At 56.3% G+C, this 22,990-nt stretch carries 19 protein-coding genes; 8 read left to right on the top strand and 11 right to left on the bottom strand.

Features of this window, described 5'->3' with window-relative positions; translation table 11 throughout:
- Window positions 1-29: 29 nt before the first annotated feature.
- The 6 genes from C438_RS00460 to C438_RS00435 are packed head-to-tail and all read left to right on the top strand — an operon-like array spanning window position 30 to window position 6,130.
- Window positions 30-617, top strand: coding sequence for an acyltransferase (locus tag C438_RS00460; protein ID WP_004967235.1), 588 nt, complete (start codon window positions 30-32; stop codon window positions 615-617).
- Window positions 614-1,690: a DegT/DnrJ/EryC1/StrS family aminotransferase gene (locus C438_RS00455; RefSeq protein WP_049917610.1), complete on the top strand. Its 1,077-nt coding sequence runs from the start codon at window positions 614-616 to the stop codon at window positions 1,688-1,690. The genes C438_RS00460 and C438_RS00455 overlap by 4 nt, the downstream gene beginning before the upstream one ends.
- Window positions 1,683-2,663, top strand: coding sequence for a Gfo/Idh/MocA family protein (locus C438_RS00450; protein WP_049917609.1), 981 nt, complete (start codon window positions 1,683-1,685; stop codon window positions 2,661-2,663). Before C438_RS00455 ends, C438_RS00450 begins: the two co-directional genes overlap by 8 nt.
- Window positions 2,660-4,033 carry a nucleotide sugar dehydrogenase gene (locus C438_RS00445; RefSeq protein WP_004967232.1) on the top strand — a complete coding sequence of 458 codons (1,374 nt, stop codon included), beginning with the start codon at window positions 2,660-2,662 and terminating at the stop codon, window positions 4,031-4,033. Before C438_RS00450 ends, C438_RS00445 begins: the two co-directional genes overlap by 4 nt.
- A complete protein-coding gene (locus C438_RS00440) occupies window positions 4,026-5,081 on the top strand; it encodes a glycosyltransferase family 2 protein (protein ID WP_004967231.1) in 1,056 nt (351 codons plus the stop codon). Before C438_RS00445 ends, C438_RS00440 begins: the two co-directional genes overlap by 8 nt.
- Complete coding sequence (locus tag C438_RS00435) at window positions 5,078-6,130, top strand: DUF354 domain-containing protein (protein WP_004967230.1); 1,053 nt, start codon at window positions 5,078-5,080, stop codon at window positions 6,128-6,130. Before C438_RS00440 ends, C438_RS00435 begins: the two co-directional genes overlap by 4 nt.
- Before the next feature lie 39 nt (window positions 6,131-6,169).
- Here the strand turns inward: C438_RS00435 and C438_RS18655 are convergent, their stop codons facing one another.
- The 7 genes from C438_RS18655 to C438_RS00415 form a co-directional block, all read right to left on the bottom strand.
- Window positions 6,170-7,627, bottom strand: a complete 1,458-nt coding sequence (locus tag C438_RS18655; RefSeq protein ID WP_083899889.1) for an oligosaccharide flippase family protein — start codon at window positions 7,625-7,627, stop codon at window positions 6,170-6,172.
- Window positions 7,628-7,713: 86 nt separating this feature from the next.
- The gene (locus C438_RS18650) at window positions 7,714-8,919 is read right to left on the bottom strand and encodes a glycosyltransferase family 4 protein (RefSeq protein WP_083899887.1); all 1,206 of its coding nucleotides are present in this window, start codon (window positions 8,917-8,919) and stop codon (window positions 7,714-7,716) included.
- A gap of 3 nt (window positions 8,920-8,922) precedes the next feature.
- On the bottom strand, window positions 8,923-10,191 hold the full coding sequence (locus tag C438_RS19205; RefSeq protein ID WP_160166856.1) for a hypothetical protein: 1,269 nt from the start codon (window positions 10,189-10,191) through the stop codon (window positions 8,923-8,925).
- Window positions 10,192-10,889: 698 nt separating this feature from the next.
- Complete coding sequence (locus tag C438_RS00425; protein ID WP_083899885.1) at window positions 10,890-12,068, bottom strand: glycosyltransferase; 1,179 nt, start codon at window positions 12,066-12,068, stop codon at window positions 10,890-10,892.
- 586 nt (window positions 12,069-12,654) lie between these two features.
- Window positions 12,655-13,092, bottom strand: a complete 438-nt coding sequence (locus tag C438_RS00420; protein WP_004967224.1) for a type IV pilin — start codon at window positions 13,090-13,092, stop codon at window positions 12,655-12,657.
- 692 nt (window positions 13,093-13,784) lie between these two features.
- On the bottom strand, window positions 13,785-13,943 hold the full coding sequence (locus tag C438_RS19550) for a hypothetical protein (protein WP_004967223.1): 159 nt from the start codon (window positions 13,941-13,943) through the stop codon (window positions 13,785-13,787).
- Window positions 13,944-14,230: 287 nt separating this feature from the next.
- Window positions 14,231-14,728, bottom strand: a complete 498-nt coding sequence (locus tag C438_RS00415) for a hypothetical protein (RefSeq protein ID WP_239640616.1) — start codon at window positions 14,726-14,728, stop codon at window positions 14,231-14,233.
- Between the two features lie 126 nt (window positions 14,729-14,854).
- On the opposite strand from C438_RS00415, the gene C438_RS00410 reads away from it, so the two are divergent.
- Both C438_RS00410 and C438_RS00405 read left to right on the top strand, forming a co-directional pair.
- Window positions 14,855-15,139, top strand: coding sequence for a hypothetical protein (locus C438_RS00410; RefSeq protein WP_004967221.1), 285 nt, complete (start codon window positions 14,855-14,857; stop codon window positions 15,137-15,139).
- A gap of 396 nt (window positions 15,140-15,535) precedes the next feature.
- Window positions 15,536-16,507 (top strand): hypothetical protein, encoded by a 972-nt coding sequence (locus tag C438_RS00405; RefSeq protein ID WP_193363619.1) that lies wholly within the window; start codon window positions 15,536-15,538, stop codon window positions 16,505-16,507.
- Window positions 16,508-16,680: 173 nt separating this feature from the next.
- Here the strand turns inward: C438_RS00405 and C438_RS00400 are convergent, their stop codons facing one another.
- The 4 genes from C438_RS00400 to C438_RS00385 all read right to left on the bottom strand — a co-directional run bounded on the left by C438_RS00400 (window position 16,681) and on the right by C438_RS00385 (window position 22,950).
- On the bottom strand, window positions 16,681-17,301 hold the full coding sequence (locus C438_RS00400) for a TetR/AcrR family transcriptional regulator (RefSeq protein WP_004967219.1): 621 nt from the start codon (window positions 17,299-17,301) through the stop codon (window positions 16,681-16,683).
- 271 nt (window positions 17,302-17,572) lie between these two features.
- The gene (locus C438_RS00395) at window positions 17,573-18,679 is read right to left on the bottom strand and encodes a tubulin/FtsZ family protein (RefSeq protein WP_004967218.1); all 1,107 of its coding nucleotides are present in this window, start codon (window positions 18,677-18,679) and stop codon (window positions 17,573-17,575) included.
- Window positions 18,680-18,858: 179 nt separating this feature from the next.
- Complete coding sequence (locus tag C438_RS00390; RefSeq protein ID WP_004967217.1) at window positions 18,859-21,378, bottom strand: efflux RND transporter permease subunit; 2,520 nt, start codon at window positions 21,376-21,378, stop codon at window positions 18,859-18,861.
- Between the two features lie 3 nt (window positions 21,379-21,381).
- Window positions 21,382-22,950: a COG1361 S-layer family protein gene (locus C438_RS00385; RefSeq protein ID WP_004967216.1), complete on the bottom strand. Its 1,569-nt coding sequence runs from the start codon at window positions 22,948-22,950 to the stop codon at window positions 21,382-21,384.
- Between the last annotated feature and the right edge of the window lie 40 nt (window positions 22,951-22,990).

Genomic DNA, 22,990 nt, shown 5'->3' with positions numbered 1-22,990 from the left:
AGTACAGAAATTTAGGAGGGCGTAGCTGCATGACTGTCGCTCCAATTGTCGGTAACGGTTGTGACATCGCAGCGAATGCCACGGTTGGTCACGCCTACCACTCCGACACAGAGCCGCCGGTCATCGGCGACGAATGTACAATTCGAGCTGGCACAATCGTTTACGATGACGTTGTGATTGGTGATCGGTTCAGTACTGGCCACAACGCGCTCGTCCGCGAATTGACGGATATCGGTGATGACGTGCTCGTCGGCACGAACACTGTCATCGACGGCCGGGTTGAAATCGGGTCTGGTGTGAGCCTCCAGACAGGCGTATACATTCCGACGCACACTACGATTGGCGATGACGTCTTCATCGGCCCGCATGCCGTTTTCACCAACGACCCCGTTCCTGTACGGGCCGAGGTCGATATGGATGGTCCGACAATCGAAGACGATGTCTCGATCGGGGCGAACGCGACGGTCCTCCCTGGTGTGACCGTCGGAGAAGGCTCGTTCGTCGCGGCGGGTGCGGTCGTCACCCACGACGTACCGCCGCACACGCTCGCGGTAGGCGTCCCCACCAGCCACGAGGAACTGCCAGCAAAGCTAGATGGACCAAATCTGATTCGATGATCCCGATTGCAAACCCACAGATGGGACAGGCAGAAAAAGACCGCGTCCTCGACGTGATGGAAAGTGGGATGCTCGCAGATGGCCCCGAAGTTCGGGCGTTCGAAGACGAGTTTTCCGACTACTGCGGCACCGACGAAGCCGTGGCGACGTCGAACGGAACAACCGCGCTCCACGCTGCGCTCAAAGGCGTTGGCATTGGCCCCGGTGACCGGGTTCTCACGACGCCGTTTTCGTTTATCGCCACGGCCAACGCGATTCGGCTGGCGGGCGGGACGCCAGTCTTCGCCGATATCGACCCGGCGACCTACAACCTCGACCCGGACGCCGCCGAAGCAGTGCTCCGCGAGTCGAGCGACGAAATCGACGCGATTCTCGTGGTTCACCTCTACGGACTTCCTTGCGACCTCGACCGACTGTCCGAACTGGCCAACGAATACGACATTCCGCTCGTCGAAGACGCCGCCCAAGCCCACGGTGCGGTCTACGACGGCGACCGCGTCGGCTCTATCGGCGATGTCGGCTGCTTCTCGTTTTACCCGACGAAGAATATGACCACTGGCGAGGGTGGGATGGTTACTACTGATAACGCCGACATCGCCGACCGAACCGCTCGGTTCGTGAACCACGGTCGGACGGCGAAATACGGCCACTCCGAGGTCGGCCACAACTTCCGGCTGACCAGCATCGGTGCCGCAATCGGACGGGCGCAACTGGAACGCCTCCCGTCGTACATCGAAGCGCGCCGGGCGAACGCCGAGCGACTGACCGAAGGACTGTCATCAACGTCGCTGACGCTTCCGGTCGAACCGGACGGCAGTACGCACGTCTACCACCAGTACACCGTCCGCGCCGACGACCGCGACGCACTCAAATCACATCTCGAAGCGCACGACGTCGGCTCCGGCGTCTACTACCCAACGTGCATGCACGAACAGCCCGTGTACGAACATATCGACCACACGGCTCCGGTCGGCGAACGGGTCGCAAGCGAAGTGCTGTCGCTTCCCGTTCACCCTGAACTCGACGACTCGGACCTCGACCAAATCATCGACGCAGTCCACAGCTATGAGTAAGCAATCTCCACTCGACGTTGGCGTCATCGGTGTCGGTTCGATGGGTCGCCACCACGCACGCGTATACAGCGAACTTTCGAACGCGAACCTCGTCGGCGTCTCGGATGTCGATACGGAACTGGCCCAGACGGTGGCCAGCAAACACGAGACCGACGCGCTCGACATTGACGACCTGCTCGACCGCGCCAACGCGGTCTCCGTCGTCGTTCCGACGCAGTACCACCTTTCGACCGCCAAAGCGTGCCTGTCCGCGGGCGTCGCCCCGCTCATCGAAAAGCCGGTCGTCGAAGACCGCTCGGAGGGAGACGAGTTGCTCTCGGCGCGCGAGGCGGCTGACACGCTGATTCAGGTCGGTCACATCGAACGATTCAACCCCGCGATTCGGGCGCTCATCGACATCATCCCCGGCCTGAACGTCCTGAGCATCACGGCCGAGCGCCTCGGCCCGCCGCCGGAGCGGACGATAGACGACAGTGCCGTCTTGGACCTGATGATTCACGACCTTGACATCGTCCTCTCGCTCGTTGATACCGACCCGGTCGATGTTCACAGCGCCGGCGTGCGGGACAACCGCCACGCGACCGCGACAATCAAATTCGAATCCGGCACGATTGCGAATCTGACGGCCAGCCGACTGACACAGCGAAAGGTGCGGCGACTCGTCGTCACCGCCGAAGAGTGCGTCGTCGAGGTGGACTACATGGACCAGTCGATAGAAATTCACCGCCAGTCGGTCCCCGAGTATATCGAAAACAACGGCGACATCAAATACCGTCACGAAAGTATCGTCGAGCGCCCGACGGTCAACCGCGGCGAACCGCTGAAAAACGAGCTCGAATCGTTCGTCGATGCCGTTGCAACCAACTCGACACCCGTCGTCACCGTCGAAGACGGACTTGCGGCGCTGGAACTCGCACGGACGATAGACGACACCGCGACTGAACAGCAACTGACATTCGACGCAGTACAATGAGCACGAAACTCATCGACCGAATCTACGACTCAGACCACGACGAAGCCGCACAGCGCGACGCCCTCACGAATGGTGAGATACCTGTTGCCGTCTACGGATTGGGGAAGATGGGCCTGCCGCTCGCGTCCGTCTACGCAGAGACGACCGGAAACGTCATCGGCGCAGATATTGACCCTGAGGTCGTCGAGACGATCTCCAACGGCAGCTGTCACGTTAAGCGCGAGCCGGGGTTAGAAACGCTCGTCTCCGACCTCGTGGCCGATGACGCGCTCACCGTGACGACCGAGCCGCGAGACGCCGCTGCCCAAGCGAGCGTGCACGTGGTTATCGTCCCGACGCCGATCACCGACGACCACGAACCAGACCTCGCAATCTTGGATGCAGTGGTCGAAGACATCGCAACCGGCCTGTCGGCGGGCGACCTCGTCGTCATCGAGTGTACGGTCCCGCCGCAGACGACGGAACAACGTGTCGGAGCGGCGCTCAAAGCCAACTCCGCCCTCGAACACGGCGAGTTCGGTCTCGCGTTCTGTCCGGAACGAACGTCAAGCGGGCGGGCGCTTGAAGACATCCGCGGTGCGTATCCGAAGGTCGTCGGTGGCATTGACGACGAGAGCACGCGCGCCGCGACGCTCATCTACGAGGAAATCAACGCCGAGGGCGTCCTTCCAGTTTCGGACGCGACGACTGCCGAGGCCGTGAAAGTCTTCGAAGGGCTGTACCGAGACGTGAACATTGGCCTCGCAAACGAACTCGCAACGCTGACCGACGAACTCGGAATCGACGTGAACGAGGCTATCGAAGTTGCGAACACCCAACCGTTCTGTAACATCCACGACCCCGGCCCGGGTGTCGGCGGTCACTGCATCCCGTTTTATCCGTACTTCGTCATCAAGCCGTTCGAGACGGAGACACCGCTTTTGGAAACTGCGCGCGCAGTCAACGACTCTATGCCGCAGTTCACCGTGAACAAACTCCGTGAAGAGTTCGACGCCGAGAGGCTGGCGTTCGAAGACGCGTCCGTGCTCCTTTTGGGACTGACCTACCGTCCCGGCGTCGAGGAGATTCGAGCGTCGCCCGCCCTTGACATCGCGTCGATTAGTTCCGACCTCGGCGCGGACGTCTACGGCGTTGATCCGATGTTGGACGAGACGGACGCGTTCGACCTCACGCGTCTCGACCACTCTGAAATTTACGACCGGTCGTTCGACGCCGTCGTCATGGTCACTCACCACGACGACTTCGATACGATTCGGTGGGACGATGTCTCCCGGTCGGACGGCCAACTCGTCGTTATCGACGGCCGCGACACGCTTGACCTCTCGGACACTGACCACCGCGTCTACACCATCGGAGGAGGATATGTATAGGGACCACACCATCGGCGTCGTCGTCCCCGCCTACAACGAGGCCGGATTCGTGGGGGAGGTCATCGACACGATGCCCGATTACGTCGACCGCATGTACGTCATCGACGACTGCTCGACCGACGACACGTGGACGGAGATTCAGGAATACGCGGCGAAGGTCAACGACTCGGCTCCCGAGACCGAACCCGACTCCGAGACGTTCTCGTTTCGAGAAGAGACTCCCGAACCGATCAGCGACGGTGGGACTGTCTTCGCGAACCGCGTCGTCCCGATTCAACACGAGGAAAACCGGGGCGTCGGCGGGGCACTCAAGACCGGCTACCGTCGCGCACTCGAAGACGAGGTGGACATCACCGCCGTCATGGGTGGCGACGGCCAGATGGACCCCGACATCTTGGACCGCTTCTTGGACCCCATCATTGAGGGCGACGCCGACTACACGAAGGGCAATCGCCTCCTGTACCGGGAGTTCCGCGAGGGGATGTCGAAGTGGCGATTTTTCGGCAACTCCATCCTGACGTTCCTGACGAAGGTTGCAAGCGGCTACTGGAAGATGATGGACCCGCAAAATGGGTACACCGCGATTTCACAGTACGCCTTAGAGAACGTCGGAATCGAGAACATGTACGAGTACTACGGCTACTGTAACGACCTCCTCGTCAAACTGAACGCGAAGGGGATGCGCATCGCCGACGTTGCGATGCCCGCCGTCTACGGCGACGAAGAAAGCAGTATCAAATACTCCGCGTACATCCGCAAGGTCTCCGGCATGTTGCTTGCGAACTTCCTGTGGCGGTTGAAGGTGAAGTACCTGATACTGGACTTCCACCCGCTCGCGTTGTTCTACGTGTTCGGGGCTCTGACCACGCTCGTCAGCCTTCTCGGTGCAGGCTGGTCGGTGTACGCTAAACTCGCGTGGGGCGACTCGCTTTTCCTCCGCGGGTCGATCAGCCTGATGCTCTTTATGACCGGGAGTCTCTTTTTGATGTTCGCGATGCTGTTCGATATGCGAGTGAACGAGAGTAAGGAAATTCAAATCCGCGAATGAAAGTTCTCATCACCATCCAACATCCGGCACACGTCCACTTCTTCCGACCGATTGTCGAGAAGCTCGACCGGAATGGTGACGACGTGAGAATCTTGGCTCGGGGAAAAGATATCGTCGAGGACCTCCTCGACAGCTACGAACTCGACTACGATTTAGTGGCAAAAAAGCCAACGTCGATGGTCAGCCTGCTATTGAACCAACTCAAATACGAGTATCATATCATCCAGCAGGCGCGGACGTTCAGCCCCGACTTACTCCTCGCAATCGGCGAACCCTCGATTGCACATGCGGGAACGTTAGTCGGTGGTACGAGCATCGTCTTCACCGACACGGAACACGCCACGCTCCAAAACTCGATTACGTTCCCGTTTGCAGATTACGTCTGTACTCCCGAAACATACACCGAGGACCTCGGCGAAAAACAGCTTCGGTATCCCGGCTTCCACGAACTATCGTACCTCCACCCGAACGAATTTTCGCCGGACCCAGCGGTTCTCGACAAGGTCGGTCTTGACCCCGACGACACAGCGGTCATCCTTCGGTTGGTGTCTTGGGAAGCTGTCCACGACATCGGGAACAAAGGGTTGGATAGGGTCGCCAAGCTGGTCACAGACCTCGAAGCACAGGGTGTTCGTGTTCTTATCACATCGGAGGCGGACCTGCCTTCGAGTGTCGAGCATTGCCGTGTGAACCTTCCAGTCCACAAGATGCACGACCTGATATACTACGCTGACTTGCTCTTAGGCGAGAGTGGGACGATGGCTATCGAAAGTGCCGTCCTCGGGACGCCGTCGATATTCGTCTCGTCGCTCTCGGCTGGCGTCCTCGACGAAGTGGAACACGAGTACCAGCTTTGTTCGCAACTTCCACCGGACTGTGCGTACGACGAGCTACTGGGCGTGATTGAGGGACTGCTCGATACGTCCGACGACACATGGAACGCGAGACGAAAGGCGTTGCTTGACGACAAAATCGATGTTTCTGAACACGTTCTGGAGTTGGCTGACAAGCTGAACAGTGATAGTCGAGACTTTCGATTGAACGTCTAATGGGATTAGTTGAACTAATTCTCGCTGTTGTACTATATCCTATGTGACCTTCTTGTATATCGATTTCACATCCAGAATCCCTAGTCTGTGGCACATTGTGGTGTGGATCACGAACCCAACTGGCGGTATAATGATTAGTTGTGCGATGTTGGACGAGAGAATTGACTTGAACCCGTAAATCACTACTGTGGTAATGAAAATCGCAACTATCTGTGATTCCAGCATTAGGTTTTTCACTTCGACACCATTTAAACGTAATGACATTGTCATAAGTACAAACATGAGTCCGTAAGTAGCACTGGTCGCCACCGCCGCCCCTGCCATACCATATTGAGGTATGAGTATTATATTTAGTACTCCATTTAGCAGAGCACAACCACCGATAAAGTATCGAAGGTGCCTGGTCTGGTTCCCTGCTAAACAGATGGCGTAGAGCGGCCTAGCAACTGCAAATCCGATTGCGCCAGGAAGTAGTATTAGTAACGCTGTTTTTGCATTGAGGAATTCAAGCCCATAGTATAGACCGATAAATTGATCCGAAAGTGACATAATTCCGACTGCCATCACTAGACTCAGAGATAGGACGGTCCGTGTTGTCGTTGACGCAATTCGCTCTAAATCTTTAGTTTTGTTTTCTGACCAGAGCTGAGATGTAGAGTGTAGATAGGCAGTTTGGATTGCTATCGGAATGAACCAAAGGAATTCAACAATCACTAGTGCTGACTTATAATATCCAACTGTTGTTGAATTTTCTACTATTTTCAAAATTATAAGGTCAGTATTGTACAATGATATCATTGCAAATGACAAAAATATACTTGACGACGAGAAAGACACAAGTTCACCTGTTGGGAGTCCCTTAGTGTCCGAAAACAAGATACGGCGTACTGGAATGTATCTGTCGAACTTAACAAAGAGTAGCGTGAGTGAGATCAAAATAGAGAGCATATGAGCGAGTAGAGGTGCGGCAACCCCTAACCCACGACTCAGAAATACGATACAGAGAACGAAGTATAATATGTATCTAAATACATATATGGGTTCAGACACTTTCTCTGCTCCAACGGCCATAACTGAGCTCCTCGTAACGAGAAAAAGAGACTCAATGGCTACGTACCCGATTAGAAGCCACAATAGTGAACTTGCTTTTATTTCAAACAGTGGTGTTAGGTCTACTGACGTTACAAGTAGTATGAAAATGACAAAAGTACTAATTATTTTCAAGGAAGTCAATAAGTGGTATTTGACTAACATCTCCTTCCAGTTTTTAATATCTCTTGCCTCTGGTATGTGCTTTTGAACACTTGCCGCCAATCCTGACCCAGAAAAAAGTATAAGATAACTATAGATTGAGAGGAGAAACGAGAGTTCTCCGTAACCCTCGCTTCCCAGGTATCTAACTAGAATTGGAGTCATCAAGATACCCACAATCATCTTGCCAACATTGGCTGACAAGATTGACAGTATTCGGCTGAATAAGCTTGTTTTAGAACTCATTCAATGCTTGAATGATACAGTGAGGCCACGAAAACAATCCACGCACATGCACTACGTGAAGAAGGGTTCTCACTTGTTCCTTGAGCTTAGTTCTCATTGACAATCTGATTCACAGTGGTTATCTCTTGATCCATTCGCTCTTCCCAGGTTGGTATCTCTTCTTGAGCAGATTGATACGCATTTTCACCTAATTCAGCGCACTTCGATGGGGTATGTAGTGCTTCAATGATTTTGGAGGTGAGGTTTAACTGCATATCGTGGGTCGGTATTAGCATCCCATTTTTGTCATCTGAAATCAGTTCCCCGGTACCACCGTTATTTATTGTTATTATACAAGACGCAGTGTACATGGCTTCAATCAGTGTATTCCCTACGTTGGAAACTTGCTGAAGTGATAAGAAGACCTGCGAGTTGGCATAGAAATCCTGGACTCTATCATGCGGAACGCGACCCTTGAAATCAACGTGACTCTTAACACCTAGTTTGCGACAAAGACGTTCAAGATCATCTCGGAGGGACCCATCGCCGACAATCACCAGCTCTGCCTCTGGATGTTCTTCTAATACCTCTGGCATTGCTTTGATAGCCAATTCTATTCCTTTTCCAGATTCAAGCCTAGAGAGCGCTAACGCCTTCTTATTTGAATATGATCTGGTTGGAATACTCTCCACAAAGGCGTCTTTGTCAATTCCATTCCGGAGGAACAACAGATTTGAACTCACACCTAAGTAGTCAAGCACCTTGTCTGTCCTGGTGCCATCATTGGTCGGTATAATCAGGTCAACAGGAACCTGCAAACCGACGGTAAGCGGCCAGTACCACAACCGCCAGAAAATAGAGTCACACTTAGTATAGTAATCCCACGTGCCGAGAATTCTGGATACTACAGGCTTATTGAAAACGACTGACCATAGCTTGCACATTGAGACAGCATAGACGTCCCAACTGTATATCAGGTCAATCTCTTCTTTATGCAATGAGCGAACTATCAAAACGGAACCAAGAATCTGGAACAGAACCCAATAACAGATTCGGATGAGCCATCCAATACTCGCATAGGCACTCAACCCCCGAAACCATCCAAGCGGAAGTCCGTACGCTTTAACGTCGAAATCAAACTCCTTATCAGTCGTGTTGAAGCCTCCGATAAACGTAATCTTCCACCCATTTTCATGGTATTGCTGGACAGCCTCTTCGATTGCTGGAGTGCTTCCTTTCTTCCCAAATGGCTTTATATTTAAAGAAGAAACCATCAGCATTCTTTTGTTTTGCTTATTGTCACTATTATCCATAAATTAGCAACGGCTACCTCCGGTTTGATATACGTCTGTTGCCCCCGTTGTATATATCTTGCTCTTTTTCTCCAATTCATTCCATGTAGAAATATCCGGATTAAAGTTGGCAAATGTCGTTCCACCCCGTGTGTACGAAAACTCGCCGGTGACTGATGGCCTGACCGAAATACCGGATGTCTTCAGGTCTTCAGACCGAATCACAAGCTTAGATTGCATTGGTGGACAAACGATACCTCTATCGGTTGCATCGACTTGTAATAGATACCTCCTCTGACTGTACTCTGTGAACCGGATATACCTCCCCGTAAGGTAATCAACAACGACTGGATCTGAACTTTTTGTAAGAGTAAATCTGAGCGTATTCAATTCACTCTTCGAGAAGTGCTTCTCTTTTTGATCACCGAAGAGGGGGTCGCCTGATGCTACTAGAGGATTGGCTATCTGGGAGAATATGAATAACCCAATCCCAACTAATAAGAGAGCTCGCTTTGCACCGGCTGTTTTTCTAAACATTCCAATTATTCCAACAGATGTGGAAATTGCAATAAATACTCCAGAATAAAGGCCCCACCTGTCAAAATTGAGGCTGTCGAATACCCCAATTGAAGTGAGTGGCCCTGGTATTCCAACAGCCATTAACGATGCGCCGAATAGTACTAGAGGCCACCCGTACTTTTTTTGTGAATACTCTCTAGCAAAATATGTTCCAATCAAGCCAAAGAAGATCCAAAACGCCCAGTAAAAATTATTCAGCGGATTGAGTCTACTAGTTGCCTGTGATGATAGCCCAGTACTTCCCGTTGCCCCGACCGTGGAAAGTAGCGAGGTGATTGATGTTATGAGACTTATTTCGACAAATATCCAATGCGTGACTACGAGTAGCAAAAGTGATGCAGTATAAACCGCGTACCCTGAAACTGCTGCTCTATTTCGACTTCTCACATCAATGAGTCTGAACCCTATATACCCTACTATTGTTACTAGGATGAACGGACCGCTACTAGCATGAAACAGTGTTATTGCGACCAGATACAATAACCCAATAAGATGCTTGTCCCTCTCTTTTGATTCCCACAGCCAGATCGACTGAATGAAGAATATTGGAATTATACTTCGAGGGATTGCGTACTGCCCATAGTAGATATAAAACGGGAACAGCACTGAGCACAGTGAAGCCAAGAGGGATATTTTCTTGCCAAAGAATTTGCTAGAGAATAAGAAAACCGACAATGGAAGACTAATATAAATGATTCCTGATGCGAGGAACATAATGTCTATGATTGAGTTAGAGTTAATTACTGTGATGAGAGAACTAACCAAAATATGGAATAATGGGAACCCAGAGTACTGACCTAAGTTTTCATTAACGTGGTGTGCACTAAGAAGTGATTGTGTATACCAGCGGTGAGCTAAGAGGTCGGTCCCTCCAAAATATAACGCATGGTCTATATTCACACTCCACGCTAGCAATAGAATAATGGCGCTCTGCTGGAGTAAGACGACGAATGAATATCTCTGATTGAAGTCGTGGTATATTATTTGAAATACAACCAACAATATCGCCGCAGATACTGGCGCATAGAACAAAATACTCCGTCCTACTGCACTCACTGAGACAAATGTTGAGACTGAAATGAGAAAAATAAACAAGACTATTGCTGGCTTTTTGTTTATTATCTCTTTGGGGCGCTGATTATCTTTTTTTTGAAGAGCGAGATATACGGGTGGAGCTAATAACAGTGGTATGGAGATATAGAAACTATTAACTAGCATATCTGTCATTTGGAAAGAGTATAAGAGGACTACTGAGGAAATAGCAACAATTGGCGGTAGAACTATGAGTAAGCGATCAAACACGGCTTCGATATTTCGCTTAGTCATCTATATCTTTCTCAATTTTCAATCACAGGCGTATCCTCTTAACGGGTGCATTCCATGTGGTTTTGATGATGTATCTGCTTACAAGACTATCTCTCGTAAGCTTTATCATACACCTTTAGGGTCTTATCAACGATTTTCTCCCATGTGAAGTTCTTTCCGTATTCTAGAATCATTTCCCGGTCCCAATCCGTTGATAGCCCTCGCTCAATGGATTCTGTGAGTTTTTTGATGTTCTCTGGTTCACATGTATAGCCATGAATTCCCTCTGTTATTATTTCATCAACCCCACCAACAGCGGAACCAATATACGGTTTACCACAGCCAAGAGCTTCGAACATCACCGTTGGGTTGCCCTCGGCTTTGCTTGACAAGACGAATATATCACAAGCATTCATCCACAAATCAAGATTTTCTTCAGGAATGTATCCGAGGAGTTGTACCTTGTCGCTAAGACCAAGCGATGTGATTTTGTTCTCTAACTCTTTTTTCTGTTTTCCATGGCCACCAATCGCACATATTAGGTCTCGATCATCATCAACCGAGTCGATTGCCTCAACTAAGTACTTGTATCCCTTTCTTTCGATTAATTGGCCAAGAGAGAATACTAACTGTGTCTCTGAATCGATACCCAGGTTTTCTCTCGCCTCCGATTTATCCAGTACTCTGAATCGACTGCGGGAATACCCGTTGGGGATTGAATGGACATCTTGGTTGTATTTTGACAGCTTAGGCACGTCTTTTTCGTTGACGCGGATCAGTGCATCTGCATCTCTCCAAACATCCTCAACTAAACTATCCTTCGAGTCCATCTCTCGGGAGAGCCTATCCTGATTTGCATGTATCGTCACAATTGAAGGGACATCATATTCTTCAGACAGTTGGGTGGCGACGTAGCCAGACGTCCATGCGAAGTGAGCGTGAACTATGTCAAAGTCTATATCCTCAGCTACAATCTGGTCTTTAACCTTTGAATAATGTCGATCTCCCAGGCGACGATATCCCCTGCTAGTTGGTAGATAGACAATTGGACTAAGATGTACGCCCACATTCTCAGGAATGTCTGCCTGGTTGACTTTTGCATCCTTTGTGAACTGTTCAAATCTTGAAATCGGGAGATACTCGCTTATTTCAGCAAGGGGATTGTAACGAACTAAAACAGTAATACTGTCAAAGTGTTCCGATAGAACGTCAATTTGGCCTTTGGTAAATGTTGCATATGAGTGCGATACAACGAGCAGATCCATTTGAGATGTGTTCAGTGACATTACTCTCAGCTATGACATCTACTATACAGGTCTTTGCTAACATTAAATTTCCTGTCGCCCGACTCGACACGGTTTCATTAATCATAGACTCATAGATAGTTGTTTTACCTCGTGAGACTACTCATACACCTATTAAACTCCAAAATTCGCTATCTCACTGCCCCACAACCAAAGCTGTGTTTATAGTTTCCTAGTCCCACAACTATTCTGTAGTGCTGTCCCTCATCTAGAATATCAACACAAAACTTGGAAACACTCTGCCACCGTACAAATGTCGTCTTAGGACCGCTACATCTGCGGTACGGTAGGGTAGAAAGAAACTCTGACCAGGCGTGTCTTGACTAGACTACGATCAATGTCACTGGCGCTCCGACAGAGCGATTCCGACACGTGCCACCCTGTTGTTTCTTGGTACTGTCTTCCTTCTGGTCGCGGGCCTGACCGTCTTCGACTGGTCAGTCGTCACCCTCGGGACGTTCGTTGGGCCGAGGCGGGACTGGTGGTCGTGTGGTCGGCACCCAAAGCCTGTGTGCGTCCCCCGACTCGGAAGGTGAGGGCCGTCCTTGCGGTCGTAAGGAGTGTTTGCTCAGCCGTTGTACGTCCAGCTCTGTAGCGTTGACGAGCTGGAGCCGGACTCGGAGGTCCAGACGACGCGGACGGTTTCACCGGAGGCAAATGGGGTGGTGTTCGAAGTGACGGTAATCGAACTCCCTGCGGAGATCTCGGTTGCCGAACCGTCGATGTCTGCCCAGGTGTCTCCGTCATCGCCGACAGGCCCCGAGATAGAGACGCTGTCTGCATCAATCGAGGTCCCACTTTCGTGGGTGATCGTAAGATCACCCGACGTGCTGTTGTAGTCGAAACTGAAACTCGCTTGCGGAGCGGTGTCGCCGACCTGATCGCCGAGGCCGAGGACGAACGTACCGATGACGGCCGCGAGGATGACCGTAATCGCGACCATCAGAATCACACCGATAACCGGTGAGACGGCGGAATCGTCGTTGAAGAGGGTTGTAAGTTGCATTGGAATCTCCTGTACCCGGACAGGTGGGTGGCAATCGGTGGGTGATGACGACCCGAAACGCGGCATCGGGAACAACACCGTGACGACAGTCGAAACGCGGCATCGGGTGCGACACCGGTCGACTGCGTGCGAACCGCCTGCGAGGGCTTACCTAGTCGTTCGCCGGGGGTGCTATTAAAGCTAGATTGTGCGACAGTCACATAGCACGGACAGTCCTTCCCAGCGGTCCGTTCGCAACGGCCGCGGAGCTACGACTGATTCTGATTCGTCACCGAGCCGACTCGCGTCGAGACAGCCATCTCCGGCGGAGCCACGACCGTGAGCGCGAACACGCGAATGCAGAATTAGTCAGATACCAATACATAACTCTAAGCTAGTAACATTGAAAACGAATAGAACGGCCCCTCTACAAAAATCTATAATACTGGAATTTAATGCGGGAGATATGAGAAATAAGAACTTAATTTCGGATATTTTCTGTTTGTAAGCACAACTCCTTCGACAATCACATCAACACGGGCAGACGAGACTTTCATAAGAAAACAGACTATATTTGAAACATATATTCTACAGGTACTATCATTCGGACTGTCGAGACGACTGTTTCTCCAACGCGAGGCGAATCGACGGTGGGTTCGGCTACTCGTCCCTAAGCGAGTCTCGAGTATGCGGAACCGGTGGCGAGAAGAGCGTCAGTCGGCGTCGTTCTGTTCGGCTCGGTCGGTCAGGTCGTCCCACGCACAGAGCTGAAGCGCATTCCGGAGATGAAAGTTCTTCTCGTCGGGGTCGTCCGTTTCGAGCGCTTTGTGGAGATGGACTCTGGTCTGTTCGAGGAACGTCGACTCACTCATCGGTTTGGGTACAACTCGCGTCGGCCGTTCGCACCGCGGGCACCGACCGGGTACCGCGATAGGTGGACTCGTTCATGTCAGTCATCATGTCTTCTATCTAATCTGACGCTGAAAAGTGTTTCTAGGCGGACTACCGCTCGTGTGCTGTCGTTTCGGCGGTTTCAACCCGGAAGCTGTTGGTGACAGTCTTCGCACACGCCACGGAGAAAAGGCGGGTCTCGGTCGCTCGAATGCCTCTCGTCGACAGACGCTTCGGGTCGCGTCTCGGAGCGCGCCCCTGGGGTTTCTCAGTCGCGGGCGAACCCGACTTGGTAGTAGTCGGGCGTTTCGGGGCAGTCTTTTTCCTTCCGCGTCCAGCGATAGGTGCTGTCGGTGTCGATGCTGTTGTCCCGCGTGTAGATTCGAAGCAGTTCCCCTTCGAGCGGGCCGCTCTCGTATTTGAAGTTCCACCACGGGAACGGAAGCGCGCCGCCTTTGCCCGGGGGGAACCGCCCGCCCTGCCCCTCACACCGGAACGGGAGCGAGTCGTCGCGACAGGAGCCGTACTGCGTCTGGTTATCGCACGATTCGGCTTCGAGGATGACGAACGTCTCGTCCGGGTAGTACTCGTCTTCCCTGACGATCGCTTGGCCGCCTTTGCCGTTGGCGGCGGCTGTCCCCGAGGCCAGGAGGAGCGCGCCCGTCCCGGCCGACGCTTGCAACACCCGTCGGCGTGTGACCCCGCCGCGAGAGTCAGACTTCGCCCGGTCGGCTGTCGATTCGTCCGGCGAATTTGACAGTGGCATTGTACTGTCCACTCTGACGACGCTAATCAAGATTTTGTCAGACGACTATCTATCTGCTGTCGTGTCGTCTCCGACGCTACCTTTATAATGATTATTAGTGTAGTATAGCCGAGGGGGAACAAACGGATGTACAACCAACACGGGTCGGCACCCGACGACGACCAACCGACACAGCAAGTGACCCAACCCGCGGAGATCGACGCCACCGAGCGGTACGTCTGTAGCCTGATCGGCCTCGGTACCGTGGCTGGGGTACTGCTTCTGTTTTACCCGCTTTTGCTCGCGGTTACGCGACCGTTCCAGCAGTTGTCGATTACCGCCCTCGTCTTCGTCCTCGTAACCGTCTGGTTGCTCGTCTGGCTGGGGACAGAACTGGTCTGGGAGTGGCACACCGGCCGACTCTTCCCCTGAGGTACCGTTCGAAAGCAACCCGTCGCGGACGGTCGGTCAGTGCGTTAATGTTTGTGAACTGTCATTTATGCGCCTCGCTAGCGGGACTCCAATACCCGAGTATTAGGCCGGCCTAAAAACCAATGGGTTTTTATTTGTTTAGGCGAGCCTAAAGTCTGCATGACATCGAAACTCGGCCCGAAGAACGGCGTATTAGTTGGATTAGTAACGGTTGTTTGTTTACTCGCTGTCGGAAGTACCGTGGGGGGTGCGGCGGCGTCGCCCGCGCATACCGCAGTAACCGGAGTGAGCGTGTCCGACGACGACCCCGAAACCGGCGACCGTATTATAATAACTCCGACAATTAGTCATTCCAGCTCGGGGAGCGGCAGTTTCGAAGTCACGGAGGTGACGGTCGTGGATAGCTCCGGAACGAAACACAGCGAGGCGAACCAGATCGGCGTGCTCGGTGCCGGCGACACGGCCGAAGTGCCGGTGAGCGCGCGCTTCGCCACCGCCGGTGACAAGCGACTGACCGTCCACGTCCGCGGTCGCTACTACGACTCCGACGGTGCGACGTCGGAGATCGTCCACCTCAAGCATCCGGTGTTCGTCACGGTCTCGGAACCGAGCACGTCGACGACGGTTCCGCCCCGCGTCCAAATCGAGACCCACCAAGCGGTCGCCGAGACCGAAACCACCGTCGCCGTCACGGTGTCGAACGGCGACGACGCGGCGCTGACGGACCTGGCGCTTCGGCTCGACTCGGTTACCGGAGAGATGCAGGCCCAGACCGCGCTCACCCCGGTCCTCGCCGCGGAGAACTCGACGACCTACGAGTTCACGGTCGAACCGTCGGCGGCGGGCGAGACCGCGCTCAAGGCGACGCTCCGCTACAACGACGGCGAAACCGTCGAAGCGTTCGAAACCATGCAGGTCGAATCGATTCGGGACGACGTGTCGGTCTACGCGACCGCCTTCGAGGAGAACGACTCGGTCTCCGTTCGGTATCGCGTCACCAACCACGGGAACGCACCGATCGACAACGTCGTCATCTCGGGCGCGTCGGACCAGTCGGAACTGCCGACGACCTCGCTTCGGTCGGTCGACGCCGCGACCTCGGAGACGGTCGTCGTCGATGTCAACGGCTGGCCGTCGGACACCGCAACGGTCGCCGCGACGTACGACGTCGGCGAGACGTCCGGCCGGGCGACGCAGTCGGTCCAGTTCGATTCGTCGGCGACCACCTCGGGAACGAACGCACTCGCGGTGGACCTCGGTAGTACGGACCCCTCGAACTCGTCGACGTTCCTACTCAGCGGCTTTTTCGGTGGTCTCGTAGTGACCGCGCTCCTGTTCACCGGCCGTCGGTGGTTCAAAAACGACTGAGTACCCATAATCGATTGTCGTCGGTCCCCGCCCCACCGCCGCTTTTCTGACGGCTCTCGTCTCTCACCTCCCCGAGTGACCACCGCACCGGCTGACCAGAGTCTGCACTCGTCCCGCCGTATCGATAGCGTGGGTCCGTTCTCGGCGGCGTTCGCCGCCTCGCCGAGCGGCCCTCAGAGGTAAATCCGGTCGGCGAGGTGCTCTTGAATCTCGCTGTACAGGTGCTCGCCGTCGACCGAGTCGGTCGTCGCTTGCCGAAACAGCACCCCGGCGACGAACGTGAGGATGTGTTCGCTCGTTCGCTCGGGGTTGACCGGCTTGAACTCGCCCCGTTCGATTCCTTCTTCGATCGTCTCGGTGAGCCGTCGTTTGACCCTGTTTTCCGACTCGGTGAAAATCGAGCGGTAGTCCGGGTTCGAAATCGACTGCGTTCGCAGTTCGACGAACGCCTTCGCCAGCTGTGTCAGTTCGGCCTCCGGCTGGCAACTCATCGACGGCGCGGCGACGAACAGCGTCAGAAAGCGTTCGAGCTCTTCGCGCGGTGTCGTGTCCTCCTGTTCGAATGTCTTCGCGAGGAACCGTCGATGTACGACGTCTAAGAGCTCCGCCAGTAACGACTCCTTGTTGTCGTAGTAATGGTAGATAACCGATTTGCTAATGCCGACTCGGTCGGCGATTCGCGAGATTGAAATCCCGTTGTAACCGGACTCAAGTAAGATCTGGTGCGTCGCTTCGAGGATGGCCTGTTGTGTCTGATGGCGATCTGCGTCTGCTGAATCCGAGAAGTGAGTCATGTATTCTGGGGTCGTCAGCGCGAGGGTTCTAGCGTAAGTAGTGCCGAAGTGTACTTAACGATGTCTCTGGCTGGGGTCGACCGCTGTGTGCCGACCGCGCGTCGCTCCGTTGCGCCGAGCCGCGAGCCTCGAACGCACGGCGTCGTCGACCCGTCTCGTCTCGACCCGTCTCGTCTCGACCCGTCTCGTCTCGACCCGTCTCGTCTCGTCTCGTCTCGTCTCGCCGGCGGTCCCGACGTACCCGCTCGTCGAAGCGACGGGGGTGGTGCGTTCACGCGTCGGTCGAGTCGTCACCGTCCGCGACTGCCTGGAGCGCGGTCAGTCGCTCGGGCGGAGCGACCCCGCCGAGGACGACTAACACGCTGAGAGCGTCCGCATCCGGCCGCGGGTCGTCGCCGTTGCGAACCTCCAAACTCCCGGTCTGCTCTTCGAGCCAGCCTTGGTTCTGGCTTATGGCGTCGCGGTTGAGCCACGCCGGTCGCCCAGTAATCACGAGCAACCCTCTCGACGCCGTCTCGATGTCACAGGGGAGCGTCAGCTGTCCGCGGACGGCCTCTCGCGTCTGCGTCGTGATTCGGTTCAGCGAGTCGATCTGGTCGACCGACTCGGTGTCGTCGCCGATGAGTCGCTTGAGACGCCCGCGAACGCTCGTGTCGCGGGGCGGGAGCGGGCGTTCGGAATAGCCGAGCGTCGCGAGCCCCCCACCGCGAAGCGTGTTCATGATTTCGGAGGCGTCGACGACGCTCGCGCCGACGTCGTCGGCGGTCGTGACCTCGCCCGCCGCGAAGAGCGCGCCGAGCCGCCGTGCGAGTTCCGCGTCGAGCGTGTCGTACTGCTCCTCGGATACCGGCTCGTCTTTGACCCACGAGGCGGTGTCGAACCCGAAGACGTGGTCGGTGGCCGATACAAGTTGCCGGAGCGACCGCAGGGTGTTCGAAGCGCACTGCGGGTCCGTCGTCGACGTCGAGAAGGTGGCGACTCCGTAGACCGGCTGGTCGTACAGTTCGGAGAGCTGTTCGGCGATAACCGCGGCAGTCGGGCCACCGGTCCCGCCGCCGAGACCGGCACAGACGACGAAGGCGTCGCTCGTTGCAATCGGGGCGGTGTCGGTCGGTTCGAGGAGCTGTCGGTGTTCCCGTTTGGCGGCCTCGGCACCGCGGGCGGCGTCGCCCTCGAATCCGTCCCCGTTGGTTTCGGCCGCGCCGAACAGCACGCGCGCGTCCTCGGGAATCAGCGTTAAGGCGTCGAGGTCTGCGGCGGTCGTATCACACGCCGCCGCGCCGACGATGAAATCCGTCTTTAGCTGGCGCTCGTAGCGAAGAAGTTGCTCGACGACGTTCCCCCCTGCCTTCCCTGCTCCGAAGCAGAACACGTTCATTGATAGTCTGCTCTGTTACTCACCAAGCGAAAAAAATCCCGGTCTCCCGCGGCTGAGCGCACGGGCGTCGTTGGGGGTGTCGGTGCGTTTCGGCCGGCGTTTGGCCCGCCGTGGCCGCGCGTCTCGAACGCGCAGGGTGAACCCCCGCCCCACCTTTCACCGAGGGATGGCCGGCAGACTCACGCCGCACCGCCCGCGCCGTCCGGGTCACTCGCCGTCCCGGCAGTCTCTGCGTTCTCGCCGTGGACGAAGCGCGCCCAGACGACGAGCGCCGGCGGCAACACGACAAGCGAGGCCACGTACGAGTACAGAATCGAGACCCCGGTCAGGAGCCCGAACTGGCCGAGAATCGGTGTGATCGCGATGACGAGAACGCCGATCCCGGTCACCGTCGTCAGCATACTGCCGGTGAGCGCGCCACCGGTCCCGCGCACCGAGTCGGTCAGCGCGACGAAGACGTCCGTGCCCTCGTCGTACTCCTCGGCGAACCGGTGGACGAGGTGCGCCGAGTAGTCGATTCCGAGGCCGATACCGATAGACAGGATCGTCCCGGTCATCACGTTAAACGGGATGTCGAGATACCGCATCGTCGCGGCGATGGCGGCGACAGTCACGACGATCGGGACCAGATTCACGACGCCGAGCGAGGGCCGGCCTTCGAGCAGGGCATAGATGATGATGAGGAAGACCGCGGAGCCGCCGAGCGCGAGCACGAGGCTGATGAACGCCGACTGCGCGATGACGTCCGAGACGGCCTTCAGAATGACGACGTTGCCGGTGGCGGTCGCCTCCACGCGGTAGCGGTCCGCGACCGCGCGCGTGTCTTCGGTCACGTCGGCCTGACTGGCGTCGGATTCGACCGCGTACTCGACGCGCGCGGAGGTGTAATCGTCGGTGATGTAGTTGAGCGCCTGACCGCGCGCGGGCGAGTCGAGGAGCGCGTCGTAGATCTGCTTGAGGTTGTCGTCGGGGATGCCGTTCGCGTCGCGGTCGTTCCGAGCGACGAGCGCCGCGAACTCGGGGTCCCGCTCCGCGTAGCTCTGGATGACGGTGATGATACTCGTCTCCCGCGCGTGGCCGTCGTCGACGACGAAGCTGTCGGGTGGGCTGTTCCCGGCCCGCCAGATGGACTCTAAGGTACCACCGTCCGTGAGCGAGCCCTCTACGTACACCGTCGTGACGTCTTCTTCACCCGTCTGGAAGTTGTCTTCGAGGAAGTTCGTGGTCTCCGTCACCGTGTAGTCACGCGGTTGCAGTTGTTGGGGGAACAGTTCGAGATACTCCGGGTTGTCCTCCGGCGGGAGAAACGAGTCCTGCGTGAAGCGACTTTCGACGCCCGACCCGTAGTACCCCATCCACGCGGTACTCACGACCAGCATGACGAGGAACGCCTTCGGGGCGATACGAGCGATGTGAATCCCGACGGGGAGGACCTTCCCGAGCACCGTGTCCTCTGCACCGAGTGGCTCGGACCCGAATTCGGGGAAGCCGACCCGCTCTCGGAGGCTGTCCAGATACACCTTCGCCGCCGGCAGGAAGATGCCGAAGATGAGGAAGGTGAACACGATGCCGACGGCCGCGACGATACCGAAGTCCCGAATCGGCCCGAGGTCGCTCGACGCGTTGGCCGCGAAGCCGATTACGGTCGTTCCCGTCACGATAGTGAACGCGACGAGAAGCTGGTCAGTCGCCGTCCGCATCGACTCGTGGATGCCGAAGCCCTCGGTCCGCTCTTCGCGGTAGCGGTTGATGGCGTGGATCCCGAAGTCGATACCGACCGCGAGGAGGAGCGGCGGCACCGCAATCAGCATCTGCGAGAACGCGATTCCTGCGAGGCCCATAAACCCGAACGTCCAGAGGACGGCCATCGCGAGGGAGACGACCCCGATCAGGAGGTCGATCGGGTCGCGGTAGGCGAACACCAAGAAGAACAGAATCAGAACGACCGCCGCGGGCACGACGAGCGCGAGGGAGTCGCCGATCACCGAGTTGAACTCTTCGGAGAGGATTCCGCTCCCGAAGACCCGGATATCCCCGCCGACGGAGCCGACGATGAACTCGGCGTGACGTTGGATCTCCGTCAGCGGGCTGTCGCCGCCCGTCCCCGCCGAGTCGGACACTTCTCCGCTAAGCGAGTGAGTGACGATACCGATCGTCGCGGACGCGGACGCGGAACGCGCGTTGAAGTCCTCGCTCAGACTCGCCCGAATCGCGGGGTTCTGTTCGACGGCGACTTGGACTGCGCGGTCGATCTCCGTCGGCGTCGCCTGTTCGACGGCGTCGATCTCTTCAGCGAGCGTCGTGGCCGATGGGTCTATGACTCTGGCGACGGCCCGGGCGACGCTCGTCGTCTGTACGACCGACAGCTCGGGATTCGCTTGCAACCGCTGTTGCGCCCTGAGCATCCGAAGTAGCTCGGGCTTCGACAGGACGTTCGTCCCCGATTGGATGAGCTGTGTCGTGCCGGTGTCTTCTTCGAACGTCACCCGCTCGAAGTTGTCGTTGACCTCTTCGAACGCCTGATACGCGGGGACGTCTTCAGTAAACTGACTGGTTCCAGACGAGGTTCCAGACTGTCCGAGCCCGGCGGAAAACCCCGCCGAAAGCAGTAGGAACGCGAGGAGTACTGTCTTCGGCTGGTCGACTATCCAACCGTCGACAACGTCGATGTAGTGCTGGTAATCGATCTGGAAGTCCATTAGTTACTCGTCCGTGTTGAAGCGCCGCCAGCCGAACACACCGAGCACGCCGATAACGACGACCGCACCGACGATCAGCCCGATCGGGAGGCCGCCGCCCTGTGACTCGATTACTTCGATGGGCACGGTGTACGTTTGCGACACTTCCGTGTCTCCGTCCGGCATCTCGTACTGGAAGTCGAAGGAGACCGGATAGCGCTTCGGCAACGCGCCGGCCCCGGCGCTCAGCGCAATGGTGAACTCTTCGGATTCGCCCGGCTGGAGTTCGCCGATGATGCCCTCGTCGTTGTCACTACTGAGGGGGTCGCGGACGAACGCTTTCGCTTCGATGTTTCTGAGCGGCTCGTCGCCGTTGTTAGTGACCCGCACGCGGAGTGCGGTGTCACTACCTGCTTCGATCGTGTCGTTGACCACCTCGACGACGAAGCGGTCCCGGTGCGGCGCGATTTCGGCGTTGGTCGTGAGCCCGTCGCTGACTCGGATGTTCCCACGGCTGTTGCGGTACTCCACCGTGAGGTTGAGCTGTTGGACGTTCGCGCTCGCGGCGTCGCTAACGCCGACCTCGTACTCGAACGTGGCACTGTCGCCCGGTTCGAGGTCCGGGAGCGCGTATTCGGACGTCTCGACGTTGATGTTCGGGTTGCTCGACCTGAGCCGGAGCACGGGGTCGTCGACGCGTTTCGGCCCGTTGTTGACGACCGTCCCCGAGACCGTTCCGTCCGCGCCGACACGGAGGTTCGTAGAGACGTTTTCGAGGGCGAAGCTCTGTTCTTCAGCGGGGGTGACGCCGATGTTCATCGTTCGCGACGTTCGAGCGATGCCGTCCGTATCGGTGTAGTCGACGTCGAGATTAACGGTGTAGCCGCGAACCGTTGCGTCTTCGGCGAGCGAAACGGTGTAATTGACCGTCCGACGCTCGCCGACGGCCCAGCGGCCGACCTGCGCGGTCGAACTCGCCGAGGCCGTCCCGAACACGAGTTCGTCGCTCCGCGAGGTCGCCGTGACGCTCGCTTCGGTCGCGGCTCGGGTGCCGGTGTTTTCGATCGTCACGGAGAGGTCGCCAGTGTTCCCGACCTGCGCGGTCGACGACGTCTCGACGACTTCGAACCGTGGCTGATCGCGGACGCGAACCGTCACGTAGTGGGTTCTCGTTCGCGTGTTGTCCGTGTACTCGGCACCCGACGGGTCGTAATCGACGAGTCGGGTGTACGTGTACGACACCTCGATCGGAATCCGATACGTTCCGGGGGTCGCATTCTCGGAGACCGTGATATCGATCGGCGCAAGGTCGACCGTGCCCGTCGGGACGTTTCCGGCCCCGATAGTGCCGGTGTTAATCTCGATGGGCGCGTCTCCCGACTTCGCTTCGACCGTGACGCCGCGGGCAGTCGTCACGCGGCTCTCGTAGCGTTCGGGACCCGATTGGTCGATCTGGCCGTTGTTTCGGAGTGTGAGCCTGAGCTCCGACTGCGTTCCGGGCTCGAACTCGCTTGTCGAGGTGAACACGTCGATGTCGGGCGACCCGTACACTTGCCCCGAACTCGCGGTCTGGGCGACGACTGGGGTGACCATCGAGGTAGTCAGCACGGAGACGAGACAGAGAGTCAGAAGC

Source organism: Haloferax denitrificans ATCC 35960 (assembly GCF_000337795.1).
GTDB classification, from domain to species: domain Archaea; phylum Halobacteriota; class Halobacteria; order Halobacteriales; family Haloferacaceae; genus Haloferax; species Haloferax denitrificans.
The sequence above is the reverse complement of the archived record's forward strand: the minus strand, read 5'-3'. Positions and strand labels throughout refer to the sequence as shown.

What these genes read in the sequence shown, in the direction of transcription:
- C438_RS00385 (WP_004967216.1), bottom strand. Translation starts at nt 22,950, where the DNA reads ATGGTCACCCCAGTCGTCGCCCAGACCGCGAGTTCGGGGCAAGTGTAC.
- C438_RS00400 (WP_004967219.1), bottom strand. Translation starts at nt 17,301, where the DNA reads ATGACTCACTTCTCGGATTCAGCAGACGCAGATCGCCATCAGACACAA.
- C438_RS00425 (WP_083899885.1), bottom strand. Translation starts at nt 12,068, where the DNA reads ATGTCACTGAACACATCTCAAATGGATCTGCTCGTTGTATCGCACTCA.
- C438_RS00445 (WP_004967232.1), top strand. Translation starts at nt 2,660, where the DNA reads ATGAGCACGAAACTCATCGACCGAATCTACGACTCAGACCACGACGAA.
- C438_RS00390 (WP_004967217.1), bottom strand. Translation starts at nt 21,378, where the DNA reads ATGGACTTCCAGATCGATTACCAGCACTACATCGACGTTGTCGACGGT.
- C438_RS00395 (WP_004967218.1), bottom strand. Translation starts at nt 18,679, where the DNA reads ATGAACGTGTTCTGCTTCGGAGCAGGGAAGGCAGGGGGGAACGTCGTC.
- C438_RS00435 (WP_004967230.1), top strand. Translation starts at nt 5,078, where the DNA reads ATGAAAGTTCTCATCACCATCCAACATCCGGCACACGTCCACTTCTTC.
- C438_RS00415 (WP_239640616.1), bottom strand. Translation starts at nt 14,728, where the DNA reads ATGCCACTGTCAAATTCGCCGGACGAATCGACAGCCGACCGGGCGAAG.
- C438_RS00455 (WP_049917610.1), top strand. Translation starts at nt 614, where the DNA reads ATGATCCCGATTGCAAACCCACAGATGGGACAGGCAGAAAAAGACCGC.
- C438_RS00440 (WP_004967231.1), top strand. Translation starts at nt 4,026, where the DNA reads ATGTATAGGGACCACACCATCGGCGTCGTCGTCCCCGCCTACAACGAG.
- C438_RS00450 (WP_049917609.1), top strand. Translation starts at nt 1,683, where the DNA reads ATGAGTAAGCAATCTCCACTCGACGTTGGCGTCATCGGTGTCGGTTCG.
- C438_RS00410 (WP_004967221.1), top strand. Translation starts at nt 14,855, where the DNA reads ATGTACAACCAACACGGGTCGGCACCCGACGACGACCAACCGACACAG.
- C438_RS00460 (WP_004967235.1), top strand. Translation starts at nt 30, where the DNA reads ATGACTGTCGCTCCAATTGTCGGTAACGGTTGTGACATCGCAGCGAAT.
- C438_RS18650 (WP_083899887.1), bottom strand. Translation starts at nt 8,919, where the DNA reads ATGGATAATAGTGACAATAAGCAAAACAAAAGAATGCTGATGGTTTCT.
- C438_RS18655 (WP_083899889.1), bottom strand. Translation starts at nt 7,627, where the DNA reads ATGAGTTCTAAAACAAGCTTATTCAGCCGAATACTGTCAATCTTGTCA.
- C438_RS19550 (WP_004967223.1), bottom strand. Translation starts at nt 13,943, where the DNA reads ATGAGTGAGTCGACGTTCCTCGAACAGACCAGAGTCCATCTCCACAAA.
- C438_RS19205 (WP_160166856.1), bottom strand. Translation starts at nt 10,191, where the DNA reads ATGTTCCTCGCATCAGGAATCATTTATATTAGTCTTCCATTGTCGGTT.
- C438_RS00420 (WP_004967224.1), bottom strand. Translation starts at nt 13,092, where the DNA reads ATGCAACTTACAACCCTCTTCAACGACGATTCCGCCGTCTCACCGGTT.